The organism is Bacillus cereus group sp. N11, assembly GCF_016483605.1.
Lineage (GTDB): Bacteria > Bacillota > Bacilli > Bacillales > Bacillaceae_G > Bacillus_A > Bacillus_A toyonensis.
Genome location: NZ_JAEHBN010000035.1, coordinates 1 through 15559 on the forward strand (window position 1 = coordinate 1; position 15559 = coordinate 15559).

A 15559-nucleotide genomic window follows, 5' to 3' on the forward strand; every position below is an offset into this window, starting at 1 on the left:
AACGGTAACATCTTTATTCACCCAATCTGTTGGTGCGTTATCGGTTGTAACAGGTGAAGTTGTGTCATCAGGTTTTTTATAGGTGATTCTTGCGTATCCATTCCCTGTGTTACCTGTTTTCGTCTCGCCAGATGGAGAAGGTATGGATTGGTTTCCTGCAATGGTCTCACCATCGAAAGCCCCACCAATATAACTCGATCCGCCGCCACCATAACTTTTAAATATCTTTTCTGTACCATAATAGCCTCCATACCAACCGCCACCACCACCACCTGAATAAAACCCCTCAATGGAAACAGGTTCCCCTTGTCCGAAGCTGTATCCATTTGTTTGAGTAGCCATTTTATTGTTGCCATACGAAGGTCCGCCAGAACTACCGCCAGCATAACCGCCATCTCTATCAGACTTCCCTCCACCAGCTACACCGCCACCGCCGCCGGCTACTATTAAAATGGCAGATGTGTTATTCCTTAGACTTGCAAGCAATCCATCCACCGTGGCGATATGGGTAGCACCACCGCCACCAGATCCCCAGCTACTGTCTCCACCACCGTTATAGCCGCCCTTATTTTCATCATTTACAGCATTTTCACCTTGTCCTCCGACGACGACATAGATCGTTTCGCCTTTGGTTAAACTGACTTCTCCTTCTGCGTAACCACCCAGACCGCCTTGATCGGAATTGCCAGGAAAGGTCTCGGTACCATTATCTCCGCCTTGTGCACCCCAAGTTGTGAGCTTGTATGTTCCAGTGTAAGGAACAGTAAAACTTTGAACGTTACCTGTGTATTGAAAATCCCACGAATTTGAATCTGCATATGCACTTGAATTGCTTATTAATGGTATTCCTCCCAATGAAATCCCTACCGATAAAACTAAACATGATAGTGTCTTTTTGGTAAATATTTTTGAAATTCTTTTCAAACCATTCTTTTGTTTATGTAACCACTGGCTATTCAGAACACATCAACCTCTCTATCTAGTTTTAAATTGTTATTACAACAAAACTATTTTTTATGGTTGTTCAAATCAAAATCATTTGAATCTTCAGACTGAATTGCCGGCAAAAATTTAGAGATCCACCCTTCACGTAATTATGATTGCAATTAACCCCCCAAAAAAATAACCAGTATTTAAAATTAGAAATGACATTCCCCCTTAAAAAGAATTTAATAATACGTGAAATTATACGTTATAACAAACAAAAGAATTCTCACGATTTGTATTTTTTTCAGAAAATAGAAATTTTTAAAATTTATTTTATGAAGATAAAAGAAAAGATTTTAGGTTCTAGTGCAAAACTTCAAAATATCTGCAGTACCTCCCCATACTTGGACATACTGATACCAGTACTCTAAAAAAAGACATGTTCAGTATGGAAAAGCAAAATCTATTCAAGTGGAAACATTATCAACCTGATATTATTTTATTAACCGTGAGATGCGACTTTATTTCAAATTTACAGTAAACATCAAAAACCCCCTCTTATTAACAATGCTAAGAGGGATTTTTCTATTACTCTACATGTAATATGTGTACACCACTTAAGGCATACGATCTTTTAAATCTGCTAAAGGTATAAGTTTGTCGACAAGCCATAACTTCTTATTTCCATCATAGATAAGATTTATTTGCATTAATGACATATTATCAGATGAAACACCATTAACTGTAATTTTACTTTTCACTTTTGCTAATACATTTGCTTTTGTAGTATCCAAAAATGCATAATACAACTCGCCACCTGTGTATTCAGATTGAAATGAAACTTTCTTCTTTTCTTTCTCATCTCCAGTTCCAGGAGCAGATTGCGTTGGTCCACCTGGTGGTGTTAATTCTTTCTTTGCATTTGGTGTTATATATGCATCGATATTAGCAAGGTATGATTCACCTTTACCCGTATCATAAGTACGGAAAGCTTTAAGAAATCGTTCTGCCGCTTCCTTTACTTGTTGTTGATTATTACTCTTTAGAGCTGACAATTCCTTTTCCGTATCGTTGTATTGTGCCTCCACCTTTTCCACTTTTTTCGTTAATTTTATATTATCAGTTTTAAGTTTTTCATTATCAGATTGATATTTTATTAAAAACCCTACACTAGCTATTAATAAAATTGCTATTATAATGGTAATTTTATTCATCATTTACCTCCTTTTCGCAGTTTCATAAGTTGCTAGATGTTACATGCATTATTATCTAACTACACGACCATATCCCGCAAAATGCTGTTGAAAATATGGTTTACTTAAATCAGCATAGCCAATCGGGTCGCCAGCATGATACATTGTATTATTTCCTACATAAATGCCAACATGCGTAATGTAGTTACTTGTAGCATAAGTACTATGGAAAAACACTAAATCTCCTGGCTTAGGATCTGTTATACGTTGGGTTTTATCCCATTGGGTTTGTGCAGTACCAAATAAATTAATACCAACTCTTGAATACGTATACTCAATAATTCCACTACAGTCAAATGAAGTATTTGGTGTTCGTCCTCCAAACACATATGGCCATCCTTGATACTTTAGTGCTTCTGCCATAATTGCTTGGAATACATCATCACCTAAAACGCTACCGCCAGCAATTCCACCTGAACCACCAGGGGTTTGACCAGGTTGATAGTATCTCATAATATGTGGGACATAATCTGGATCACCATAACACCAATTATTAGCTACTGCCTCTGCACTTCGCCACGAACCACATTTATACCCATTTTTAGCTGATTGCTCTGCAGAAAATGCCCTTGCATTCTCGTGTGTATATCCACCTTTCGAAACTGCATAGTTAGCGTATCCGGTCCCGTAGTTATAACATTGTAATGTAGTATTTTGATCACCATTTGATTTTTTATGACAATCAGCAAAATGCATTAAACCATATTTGATACTTTCCTCTGGATCAGTAAAATACCCCGGAGGATACCCTTGTGATTCTGAACTTTGCATAACATCCAATTGTGTTCCAGAACTTTCTTGTTGAATAAGAGCTAATATTAATGGAGTCATTGCTTCTATGCCATGTTGCGCCGCATATTTCCTTACCAATGGCTCCCATCTCATTACTTCAGGACTGACACTTGCAGTACCCGGTGCAAAAGGACCACCAATTCCCCCAGGACTGACTTCATCTTCACTCATTGTGGCAGTTAATAAAAATATCACTATACCTAAGCCTAAAACAACAGCCATAATAACACCGGCAACTATTAATAACGGCTTTGCAACAGCAACTGTAGCTGCCTTCTGTGCTACTTTTACTGCTACTTTCTTCCCTACTTGTGCAACTGCTTTACCCGCTACTTTTGTTCCTTTACCAGCCATCTTCCCTAAAGAATGGCCTGCCTTTTTCAAGGCAGGCTTAGCATTCCCTAGTTCAGCTTCAGGATGGTGTTCATTTTCAAAGTCGCGATTTGGTTCCGCACTCAATGTATAAACCCTCCCTCACGAGCTGAATTTTTTTGTTTTTTGGTTTCTTTTGCTTTTATATTTTTTAACGTATTCCCTGAAAGAATTCTCCTCCCTCAAGCGTGTGAAAGGCGTAGCCCAACGATAAGTGGGAGATGAAATTCGGTTTGGCATAGCCAAAACTTTTGATAAACTAACCATATGAAGTTCTTTGATAACTTGATATAGAAGGTTGCAGGAAGAAAATAGAGTGCGAAAAACAAGCCATTCGGTTCCTGCGTAAAATATCAACCGTACCAAAAGAGCGTCCATACGTTGGACATCTAGGGGTGGAACACCCCGAAGTAACGCTCAGGGAGACGAAAGGTTACTTTCTTCGCGGAACTGAGAAGATCCCACTTCAAGCTTTGCTAAGTGGCGAGTAGTTCACGGCTTCTTGTTGTGTTTGTACTTTCGGTCAACTTTTTTAATTACTGCCCCTTCTTTTACATGTTGTTGATTATTCACTTTGGGAACATTTTTAGTTTGTTGTTGATTAACTGGTTTTACCTCTACTGGTTTTTGTGGTGTACTCACCTGGGAAGTAGTGACTGGCTTACTCTCTATTGGATTCGCTGGTAATTGTGTTGTTCCTGACTGTGGTGTTGTAATTGATTTGCTCTCCATCGGATTAGCTGGTACTGGTGTTGTTCCTGACTGTGGTGTTGTAATTGGTTTGCTCTCCATCGGATTCGCTGATGTTGGTGTTGTTCCTGACTGTGGTGTTGTAATTGGCTTACTTTCCATCGGATTCGCTGGTGTTGGTGTTGTTCCTAACTGTGGTGTTGTAATTGGTTTACTTTCCATCGGATTCGCTGGTGTTGGTGTTGTTCCTAACTGTGGTGTTGTAATTGATTTATCATCCGTTGACTTAGTTTGACCCGTTGGTGTTTTAATTGCCGCTACTGGTTTTACTTCCGCTTTTACATCTTCTTGCCTATTCTCGAGACCACCATTGTTTTGATTCGCAGCCGGTCTGATTTGAGCTTTTACATCTTCTTCTTTATCCTTTAATTCTGCCTGTTGTACTTCAGGATTATTATCTTGATGTTTCTCTCGTATTGCTAATTCTGGATTTTCTTTAGTTGCGGCTACTTCTTCCTGAACCCTTTCTTGCTCCTGATTTCCTTTTCTATCGCGAACACCTAAATTTTCTTCTTTTTTCATTTGATTAATATTTTTTTCTTTTTCTGCTTGCATTTGCTCTTTTTCCTTACGCTTACCATCTGCTACCTTTTCTTTTCTATCAGCATAGTTTTCTTTCAACTGTTTAAATTTACTATAGCCTGATTTACCCATTTTCCCTGCCACCGCAGCACTTGCAACACCCGCGGCGCCAGCTACTGCTACACCTCTTCCAACTGCCTTAGATCCACGTCTAACATCACGATATTTCTGCCTAATATTACTCATAGCATCTGATGCTCGGGCTGCTCCTGCACTTGCTGGTACTGTAGTAATAGCATCAAAAATTGTTTTACGATATAACCAAACACCTAAGAACGAAAGTACTTGTAATGCAGCAACTACTAAATAACCATACTTATCAGTTGCGCTATATAAGATTGAAGAAACCCAAAACATTAAAGTTAATAGAAAACCAATTGCAACTTTCATAAGTAATGTTCTAAAAAGTTCAGATAAAAATCTCTTAGCTGTCCCAGTCCATGCAGGTACTAAAGCCATCAATAACATTACTGGTGACATCAGCGCTACGATGATAAACATTAATTGATAAAATAACATCGCCATACTACATAAGCCTAAGACAACCCATAAAGGTCCATTGATTAAGAAAAGTAGTAATACTAAAGCGCCACGCTCAAAAGTAGCATCTAAAGTTAATATCGTATTTTTCTTCTGCTCTACTTCCTCTTTTAATAGCTCCTGCCTTTCATCTGCTGCTGTTGTTGTTAACATTTTCTTAATTCTTTCATCACCGATTTTTTTCATATTTGTTGTGCCAAACTGTAATAATGTATAAGGTTGCTTTATTAATAGAGTGTGTGTTAAATCAGTGATGGAATCGACACCGCTTGAATATCCTTCACTTTCTCCACTAATACTTTGTGTTGAATCAAGAACAGTTTTATTTACTTGTTCCGAGAAAGTGTTCAATCCTTTGATAATATAACTTGAATTTGCGAAAAAACCTAAAGTAAAAACTAAAATACCTAATGCTTTTAACAATCCTCCTAGCATATCTGACTGGCGTCGTTGTACAAAACCTACCCAGATAACCCAGCAAGCTAATAAAGCTAACATGAGTCCAATTAATTCACTATATATTCCATTACCCCAAGAACCATTGAACCCTGCTGCTTTAGATATTACATCACCTAATTTATCTCCTACATCAGCTACAATATTGAGACTCATAGATTGGCCGACCATACTTGTAACAAAAGTACTAATTCCAAGATTAATGGTCCATCCAATACTTATAAGACTAAATAATACAGCAACCATTTGTTCTTTAACTTTATCCCCCCATTTCCAGAACTTAAGGGATTCACCAAATCCACCTTCTGGTGTATAAATATCAATCCCATAGCTACTTGGAGGGTATTCCTCATATTTTAATTTTTCCTTACTCTTTGGAATAATATCATCTATAAGAGAAGGTCTGGGTTCTTCCTCTGCATATACTGGGGTAGCTTTAAAAAGTAAATTAAATGCTAAAATCAAAGTACAAATTAATAACAATAGGGTAATAAACTTTTTCATTACATGTTACTCCCCCTTTTATGGGAAACCTATTAATTTTTCGAACTAAACTCATTTGTCGGTTTAGTATTTGCTACTTCATCGATTTCATTTCGATAAGGGGCAGCATAACTTCGAACTTTGAAACCATCTTCTGTACGAACTACTCTTACCCATTTCACTGCTTTATCGATATTTTTAGGGGGCTTCTTTGAAATAAAGTTATACATAATTGTATCCTTATCTACCACATACTCTTTTACTGTATAATCTTTGTAAGATAAATTATTTTGTGGTCCTTGATTCGGATCTAAAATTTTATTTTTATCTCCATCGACGATAAGTTTTCTAATTGTTTTATTATCATGTTGTAAGTCGGCCTTTACAAAATCCAACATCATTTCTCTAGGAGTGTGCCCCTGTTTATCTTTTTCTTCTCCTACATTTGTTTCGCTATTTCCACATGCTGCACTCAGGAAAAGAGTACCTACACATAGACTTGTTAGCATGATTTTTTTGAATTTAGTTTTCAACATATTAACTCACTCCTACATTTATTTTTTCTCCCCCTTCTTCGACAAAGGTTGCATTAACTTCCTGCCTTTCATCATCATTTGACTTTCTATAATTCTTTCTTGCATTTGGTCTTGTATCGAATGCATCGTATAAATCTTTAAACACTACATCCATTGTGACAACACCTGTTCTTCCTTGAATGTCTTGGAATAGACATTGGCCTGTTTCTAAATTTGTAATAATTGCATGATTTTCTTCATTGTCAGGTAATCCAAAGAAATCTAAGATTGAAGAAATTTCTTTACTGTCTGTGTTACGGAATGAGAACTTCATACCGATATTATTCTTAAATGTCTCATCTCCAAGGTCACTTGCACTTTGAGTAGCAAAGTATACTGCAGAGTTTAATGCACGACCTTCACGCACTAACTTACGAGCCAACTCTCGCCCTTGAGAAGTCCCCATAATCGCCCATGCTTCATCCAATAAAACAATTTTGAATTTAGTAGGATCCTTTTGAAAGAATTTTCTTGCAAAAGAAGATAGAGACATGAGCATACTAACTGATAAATTTTCTTGTAAGGTATAATCTTTCGGATCTTTTTGAATATCTGGCATATCAAGGTGCTGAATTTGTATGATATTCACTGCTGTATCAAGTTCAATATCTCTATTTGTTCCATCACCAAAGATTAAGTGTGCAAATGATAAATTCTCAAATGCTTGAATGTGTGCGGCTAATTGTTGATCCACTTTATCCTCACTATCTTCAAGATATTGAGATACAGCTGTTAAGCACGGCTCTTCCATTCCTGCTACGAATTCTACGGCTGAAGCTAAGCGCGGGAATTTCTCCGAGTTATCTGGTTTAATACCTGTAATGAAAGTAAGAATTGTCATCGCTAACTCAATTGCATCTTTTCGGCTATGTTTATGAATGATAAATGGGTCTAATTTCCCCTCATCTCGCCTATCAGTCCCAAGTGTAATTACGTTTACCTTACCTTCTAAGCCGTGTAAATCTTCTGTCCAGTTCCCCCTCTCACCTTTGGGATCGACTATTAGTGTTTGAGCTCCTCCTAGTACTGCTAGATAAACAATTAAGTTCGTTCCAAATGATTTACCAGAACCAGTACTTCCTGTTACTGCAACTGAAAGTGCGCTCGTTTTTTGATTTGCAACGGTATTTGTTGCTGCAAGTGAAGGTGTCATATAAACTGCTTTGTTTAAAATACCAGTTGTTCCAATATAAAACCCGATATTATCTCCTAAATCTTGTGTTGCACCAAACATACCGGCTGCTAGAACTCCAGGTTCCATAAAGTGTATATAATCATTTACATACCTTCTAGAACCAGGGATAAATTCATTAAACAGCAGGAACTGATCTCCATACGGCCTTACTAGTTCAATCATCATCTCTCTATAAATAGAAATAAGTGAATTTGTGTTTCGACGCATTGTATCTAAATCTTCAGCACATATACAGAAAGATACCGATGTTTTAACTAATGGCATACGTGTCTTTTGTATAAGTGCTTGTAATTCAGTAGCTTCTTGAACACCTTCATACACGTTTAGTCCAACAGTTTGTGCATTTTCTCTTGCATGTGCCTCTTGATCTTCTAAATCTTTTTTCTTTTTATTTAGTTTAGATAGAGCTTTGCGATGGTTAATATTTTCAGTGCGAACACTCATTTCAATTGGGAAATCTATATTTTGAATCATATACATCCACTCTTGGTCTGGAAACTCCATCGTATATGGAATTTTAGAAGCCGATAAAAAGCTCATATATGCTGGATATTCTAACCCGTCGGTACCAATTTGAGACATTTCAATATGTCTTCCTTTAACATCAAATTCTGCCTCTGATAAACGTAATAAGCTTTCTTGATTTGGTATGATTGCAGAGTCGTCATTTTGTACGGGAGGTGTCCATCCAGCAGTTACTGGCGCCTCTAATGTGCGATAGAAGTTTCTTAATATAACCCATTGCGTTTCATTAGTTTCTAGAGCCCTTACAGCCAAATGTTTTCTTATTTTATTTTTAAAAGCGCTAGCTTCTCTTTTAAACATCTCCAAATCAGTTTTTAGTATTTTAGTATCACCAAGTAATCCAAACTGTTCTGCAGTATTTTTAAAGGTATGAAATGCTGTATACAACATTTCTTTAAGCCCTTCTTGTATGTGTCTTACCTTTAATTTCACGCCAATAAAATATCGATACTCTACTGCATTTTTCCCAAATTTTCGTTCTAGCTCATGTACCACATCATCTGTATGATCAATTGCAAGTTCTTTTAATTCACCGCTTACTGTTTCTTTGAATTCATCTGCTTTTTCTTGGAAGTTCTGATAAACAGGAATCATTAAGAGGTGCTTTTCTTCATCGAAATTCCAAAACAATCCAAGTTGGCGCATGAATAAGGTATTTTTATCATCATCTCCTCGGAATTCGTATGGTATTCCGTATGCCTCATAATACGCCCAGCAAGAGCCATCTTGGTTAAAAATCAAATTTTCGTGAAAGTATTTGACTGGAAATTCAACCTGATTCATTTTACCCTCCTTAGAGAAGAATATGAGACTAAAATAATTCTTCCGTATAGATTAATTAGTTACTTATTATTGATTGAATCATCCTTGAATCGTATTAAGGTTTTATATTGATAGTTTCCAATATTACCAGTTGTATCTTTATAGCGGCTAATCTTCTTACTTTCGAACATAAACACGAAAAGTCGAAATAAAAATTTATGCGGGCTTTTTCCATCCAATTCTACATTGCCAAAGAAGTATGCTATTCCACCTGGTAATATTAAATATTTTAAAAACACATTATTTCCTAAAGGTAAAAACTGATCTAGAATTAAAATTAAAAGTAAAGATCCAACAAAGAAGCCCAACTGTCTATAAGGAACTGGGAAAGGGAGAGTTAAGTCCCTTATTCCGTATAAACTCTTAGGAATATCCCATATCGAGTTGTATGTCCTAACTTCTTTACGAGTCGGCTTTTGAGTCATTTCTACCAACCCCTTTAATATTTTTAGAGATTTTTAATTTATTACTTAAATACTAAATTATATAATTTTGTACCAAGATCTTTGAAAACGTCTGGTGAGAATACAAAAACTGATAATAGTGCACAAACAATTATCCAACCAAGTAAACCAGCCATTTGTCGTTTAACTGCAAAGACGATAACTCCAATAAGTGCTACAACTAAAAAGATCGGGCCCAATTGAGCTACTAACCAGTTTTTAATATTTACTCCAAAATTTATATTACCTATTACAGCTGCATCTGTAATAGCAGGTAATTGATGAGCAACCATATCTAATCCCAAAAGCTCCATAATTATTTACCCTCCACTTTCTCTAATGTGTTTTCAAATTTTTTCATAGAGCTAATTGAAAACTTATTATCTTTATTTACTAGATTTAAATCATATGTGTATGTGTACTCTAAGCTGCTATCGTTGTCTTTTAATTTGGCATCAACTAAGACTCTGTACCCTTTATCCTTATCTTCATAAATCCGCAAGTTTTCTAATTTGCTAAATGTCATAATACCTTTTAGTCCATTTGTTATATTGCTTTTTTCAAAGTAGTAAGCAATTTCTTCTGGTGTTCCTTCTGTATACACTTTAAATACAGATTGCAAAAATTGTTCTACTTTTTTTATTTCTGCATCTGTATTTATTTCTCGTCCTTCTGGTTTAAATGTAGCCACTTTATAAGATGCCTTTTCTCTCTCTCCATGAACGATTGTAGGATTGTCAGGAATCACCATCTTCTCTTTCTCCATTAAGATTGGAATAGAGAAGTACCTTGTCACTTCTTTAGGTTCTTTTGGTGTATCTGGGGCTTGAGTCGTTCCAGGAGCTGGATTATTTACAGGTTCTAGTTTTTGAATGATTTTCAATGTAACTTCTGCTTCATTTCCTTTTTGACGAACCTCTACAGCTTCTGACTTAACTAACGTACTAGAAGCATTTTTTAAACTATCCCTATTTAATCCTCCTTGCTCATCGGATCCTTCAACTAAATATTTTTCTAATCGTTTTTTCCGTGTTTCAGCTACATTCATATCAACCTTCCAGTTAAAATAATCAGCGGCAAAACTATTGGCATATGCAATTAATTCTGCTTCCGACATCTTAACTTTTACGGGTTCCTCCTTCTTTTCTTGAACAGCTACTGCTCTAGGAGAACCGGCAAGTTGGATAAATGAAAGGGAGCTTCCTGCAAACACGAATCCCATCACACACCAAAATGTAACCTTACCTACTTTTCTTCCTGTTATAGCTGGAACTTTCTCCCTCGTTTTACGTGTCTTCTTTTCTTTAAGTACTTCTGAATTTTCTTGTTGCATATCTAATAGTTCAGTTGTTTTATTCTTTGCCTTTTTAAAGAATGTAAATTTCTTTTTTTCGGCGTTTTTCTGGGATTTCTTTTTTACCATGTCTTCACCTCTCTTTTTAAATGGTTAGGAGATTACAAGGTTCATTGTAATTTCCACTAATTAACTATCTACTTTAAGTATGATTTAATTTTTTCGGAAATCTAAGAGAAATAAAAAAAATTATGTTTTATATCAAAATTTTTTTAGGAAGATTAAACCTAAATATAATGTTTATTAAAGTACATAAAAAAACCAATTCCATTAAGAAATGAAATTGGTTTTACACAGGGTCTATTCTCTATAGTAAGTATTACACAATATAAAAACCTAATATAATATATATCTTTAATATATATAAAGAAAAAAGATAATACTTTTATACAGAGAAAAAATCGTCTTAAAACATTGCTGTGCTAAGGGTTCATCATTACTCTAGCCGTAAAAAATCATAAAAAGTAAATACTGGGAACGTACTTAATGAGCTGGATGATGATTAAAAACTACAAAATATCGTAAAGTAGGTATATAAAAACTACATATAATCATCGTTAATTTGATGCGAGTGAATGAATAAATAATAAATATAAATTTTGCTGATTTATGAACAAGCTTTCCACATTTCTTAAAAACTACACACAATTTATTAACAAATTGGTCAAAGTTAGGAACAGAATCCACTTTTTAAACATAACTAACAGAAGTTTTTCTGATTTTAAGTAGATTTAGAGATAGAACATGATAAGAACAGTACTTAAGGCTTTATGTTATACACATCAGGTCAAAATTATTAAGATATCAACAGAATTATAAAAAATATTTATGCTTTTTTGTAGATGAAATGACACAAAAGAATTGAAAATTCAGATTTAATAACTCAGAAATTGTGAATATCTCATTTTGATTTACATGCAATGTATGTAATTGCATAAAAAATAGAGAGGCGTGATCATTAAAATTGAAAACTTTCTCTCTGTTTTGTTTGAAGTAATGCATTTCATAGGGTATCTTCAACACGAATAGCCCTCCACTTTTGTTTTTTCAAAAATAGAGAGCTGTATCTTTACATTGCTGGAAGCAGCTGATCAACTGAATGTGGTGTTTCACTTGTTGAACGGTAGTATGCTTCTAAGGACTGTAGAAACTGAATTAAATCAAAGTCTTCAGGGACCTCAATTACACGAATCTTTTCCTTCGACAATTTATCAACTTTTTCAATGAACATTTCACGAATATCACTAGGCATGTTAGTTCCTTGATGCCCGCTAGACTTTAATAGTTCACGGATTTCAATTTCTAATGCTGTATATGCGTTAATATTTACTCCTTGCTCATAAGCATATTTTCTAAATAGTGATTCCTCTTGATACTGCATGTAATTACGATGGTAAGCATCTAAGGCTACAGGTACAGCATATTTCGCATGAAGCAGGTCATGCGCTTTACGGAATAGCTTTTGAACATTGCGTAAAGAGTATATAGCAAAATGAGTACCAAATTTAAAAATGGCCTCTTCTTGTTCATGTTTAGGTACATTGTGTGTAATTAAAGGATAAATACCAGTTTTAGCAGCTGTGTCTAATACACGATATTGAGAAGATTGCTTTAATAATTTACTTAGTGTATAAACAAGCTTTTTAGGATATCCTTCTTGTCGATCAATCATTTCTCGTAAGCCACGAACTACTTGGCGAATTTGACGATGACAAGAGTGTTTTAAAACGTTAATGAATTGGTTCATATCCTTTGCAAATTCAGCAATATTCATTTCCACTAACAGATTTTCAATGAATTTAACTTTACGCTTATATGTATCTCGTGGTGTAAAAGGATCACGGTATTCTGCTCCTTCTTCTTTTGCGCATAAGAAATCAGGATGTACAGATAAATGCAATGTTGTGTATTGCTTTTTGTTCTTCTTCCCTTTTTCTAACTTGCAAATTTTAAATAAAGGAGATCCAGTAGCAGATAGCTTTGTTTCTAGTTCTTCAAGCACAGCACGAATCTGATGTGGGTATTTCTTATGTAAGTAACGATACATACCACCAAAGTGAGTTGAGTTTCCTTGTTCATCAACTTTAAATAAAGAACGTTTCAGGGTAGTTTCGCGTTTCTGCTGCATTGCTACATCCATGAATAGTTTCTTAGCTGCAATGGATAACTCAAAGAATTCTTTAGTAAATACTATCGGGCTAATAAATGTATATGCATTTGCTTTATTCGTTTCTTTATTCATGAAATCAGTTAAGGTGATTTTATATTTACCACTGTACTCATTTTCGATTGTAATGATGTTATGGAAACTTAACTTCTTCAAAGCCACATAAAATTGTGAGTGGTGAATATGTGCAAATGCTTCTTTATAATTTTTATAATCTTCCCAAAGCATATGGATCGATACATGCGAAAGCTCACCATATGTATTACATTTTTTATGAAGAAATAGAAATACTTCTACATCAGCATTTGTAATACCATATAGCTTATGTTTTCTGCCCTCATTTTTATCAAATCCACTTACTTTATCTACAATCTTTTTCATTTTCAGTGAAAAAGATGGCTTTGCTTGTTCAACAAATCCCTCTTCATCCGCAATTCGTTCTTCATAGGACATTGAATTCACAATGTCTTCTAGATAAGTATCTTTAAAACTGTAATACTTACCTTCTAAAGCATCTACTAACTTTTGCCATGATTTAATTGTTACAATTACCGGTGTTGTTGTTTCACCATTCAAACTACGTTTGTTCTTTATAACGAAAGGTTTTGCCATCTTTTTCACCTCCTTTTATTTTAAGTTGCAGTTTTCCCCACAATTAGATATAGAATTACATTTTTGATTATATCAAATCGAATACTGGTGAAATCTGTCCCTTTAAGAGGAAAAATAAAAAAATGAAACGTGCCTCAATCCCTTGTGCGACAAGGGGTTTGACGTTTCATGAAAAAAAGTTTGTTGCCACCATAGGGCTATGAAGTTTTTTAAATATGAAACGTAGTATGTAGTGGGATAAATCTTTCTAAACCATTGATTTTATAGGGTTTTATGCTAATTTTGTTTTAAAGTTGTAGCCATCATATAGCTATAACGTTTCATGTTTTGGATTGACTAAGAAATTTCTCTAGATTTCGTATAAATACTGATATATAGGGAGTTATAACTGTTTTTAAATGAAAAGTTGTAGCCATCATACCGCTATAAACGTTTCATTTCGTTTCATGTTTCCTGCCGTCATATAGCTATAACGTTTCATGTTTTTAAAACAAGTTATATTTTATTGAAAGCTGCTGTAACCCTTGGTATATATAGATTTGTTTGAAGTTTTAAAGTGAAAGTTGTAGCCATCATATAGCTATAATGATTTTATTTTGTTTTCTTTCATAATTAAAGAAATGGCTTTATATCAACGTTTATTAGTAAATTACATAGAATAAAATTTTTTTTAGTCGAATGATTTTCAGGATATTCTCGTTTCATTTTTTAAAAGTTGTAGCCATCATATAGCTATAACGTTTCATAAATTACGAAATTATAACCACAATATAGCTATTCATTATTATAAGTAAGAAGTAATAGCCATGATAAGGCTACATAGTTTCAAGTAAGAAGTAATAGCCGCGATAAGGCTATATAGTTTCAAGTAAGAAGTAATAGCCGCGATAAGGCTATATAGTTTCAAATAAGAGTTTATAGCCAAGATAAAGCTATATAGTTTCAAATAAGAGTTTATAGCCAAGATAAAGCTATATAGTTTCAAATAAGAGTTTATAGCCCCGATAAAGCTATATAGTTTCAAATAAGAAATAATAGCCGTGATAAGGCTATATAGTTTCAAATAAGAGCTTATGGCCAAGATAAAGCTATATAGTTTCAAATAAGAGATTATAGCCATGATAAGGCTATGTAGTTTTAAGTAAGCAATAATAGCCGTGATAAGGCTATGCAGTTTCAAATAAGAGCTTATGGCCAAGATAAAGCTATATAGTTTCAAATAAGAGATTATAGCTATGATAAGGCTATGTAGTTTCAAGTAAGAAGTAATAGCCGTTATAAGGCTATGTAGTTTCAAATAAGAGCTTATGGCCAAGATAAAGCTATATAGTTTCAAATAAGAGATTATAGCCATGATAAAGCTACCTAGTTTCAAATAAGAGATTATAGCCATGATAAGGCTATGTAGTTTCAAGTAAGAAGTAATAGCCGTTATAAGGCTATATAGTTTCAAATAAGAAGTAATAGCCGCGATAAGGCTATGTAGTTTCAAGTAAGAAGTAATAGCCGTTATAAGGCTATATAGTTTCAAATAAGAAGTAATAGCCGTGATAAGGCTATGCAGTTTCAAATAAGAGATTATGGCCCCGATAAAGCAATATAGTTTCAAATAAAAGTTTATAGGCCCCGATAAAGCTATATAGTTTCAAATAAGAGTTTATAGCCATGATAAGGCTATATAGTTTCAAATAAGAGTTTATAGCCATGATAA

Annotated in this window: 9 protein-coding genes and 2 pseudogenes; 1 reads left to right on the forward strand and 10 read right to left on the reverse strand. The window is 34.6% G+C overall.

Annotated elements, in window-relative coordinates; all coding sequences use genetic code 11:
* Positions 1-855 (reverse strand): glycine rich domain-containing protein (locus JDS98_RS29210; RefSeq protein ID WP_242476050.1); only part of this gene is annotated, 855 nt, incomplete at its 3' end.
* Between the two features lie 520 nt (positions 856-1375).
* On the opposite strand from JDS98_RS29210, the pseudogene JDS98_RS30840 reads away from it, so the two are divergent.
* Positions 1376-1441, forward strand: a pseudogene (locus tag JDS98_RS30840) (IS6 family transposase); the annotation flags it as partial.
* Positions 1442-1544: 103 nt separating this feature from the next.
* Here the strand turns inward: JDS98_RS30840 and JDS98_RS29215 are convergent.
* From JDS98_RS29215 to JDS98_RS29255, 9 genes and pseudogenes are all read right to left on the reverse strand, one after another.
* Positions 1545-2141 (reverse strand): hypothetical protein, encoded by a 597-nt coding sequence (locus tag JDS98_RS29215; protein WP_199634608.1) that lies wholly within the window; start codon positions 2139-2141, stop codon positions 1545-1547.
* Positions 2142-2192: 51 nt separating this feature from the next.
* Complete coding sequence (locus JDS98_RS29220) at positions 2193-3431, reverse strand: bifunctional lytic transglycosylase/C40 family peptidase (RefSeq protein ID WP_098756013.1); 1239 nt, start codon at positions 3429-3431, stop codon at positions 2193-2195.
* 379 nt (positions 3432-3810) lie between these two features.
* A pseudogene (locus JDS98_RS29225) lies at positions 3811-6176 on the reverse strand (CD3337/EF1877 family mobilome membrane protein).
* A 32-nt stretch (positions 6177-6208) separates the two neighbouring features.
* On the reverse strand, positions 6209-6691 hold the full coding sequence (locus JDS98_RS29230) for a hypothetical protein (protein WP_061530268.1): 483 nt from the start codon (positions 6689-6691) through the stop codon (positions 6209-6211).
* Position 6692: 1 nt separating this feature from the next.
* Positions 6693-9233 (reverse strand): ATP-binding protein, encoded by a 2541-nt coding sequence (locus JDS98_RS29235; RefSeq protein ID WP_199634610.1) that lies wholly within the window; start codon positions 9231-9233, stop codon positions 6693-6695.
* A gap of 59 nt (positions 9234-9292) precedes the next feature.
* Complete coding sequence (locus JDS98_RS29240) at positions 9293-9697, reverse strand: conjugal transfer protein (RefSeq protein ID WP_199634611.1); 405 nt, start codon at positions 9695-9697, stop codon at positions 9293-9295.
* Between the two features lie 41 nt (positions 9698-9738).
* Positions 9739-10029 (reverse strand): hypothetical protein, encoded by a 291-nt coding sequence (locus JDS98_RS29245; RefSeq protein WP_070128919.1) that lies wholly within the window; start codon positions 10027-10029, stop codon positions 9739-9741.
* A 2-nt stretch (positions 10030-10031) separates the two neighbouring features.
* On the reverse strand, positions 10032-11138 hold the full coding sequence (locus JDS98_RS29250; RefSeq protein WP_199634612.1) for a conjugal transfer protein: 1107 nt from the start codon (positions 11136-11138) through the stop codon (positions 10032-10034).
* A gap of 1000 nt (positions 11139-12138) precedes the next feature.
* Entirely contained in the window at positions 12139-13848 is a 1710-nt protein-coding gene (locus JDS98_RS29255) for a hypothetical protein (RefSeq protein WP_199634613.1), read from the reverse strand.
* Positions 13849-15559: the final 1711 nt, after the last annotated feature.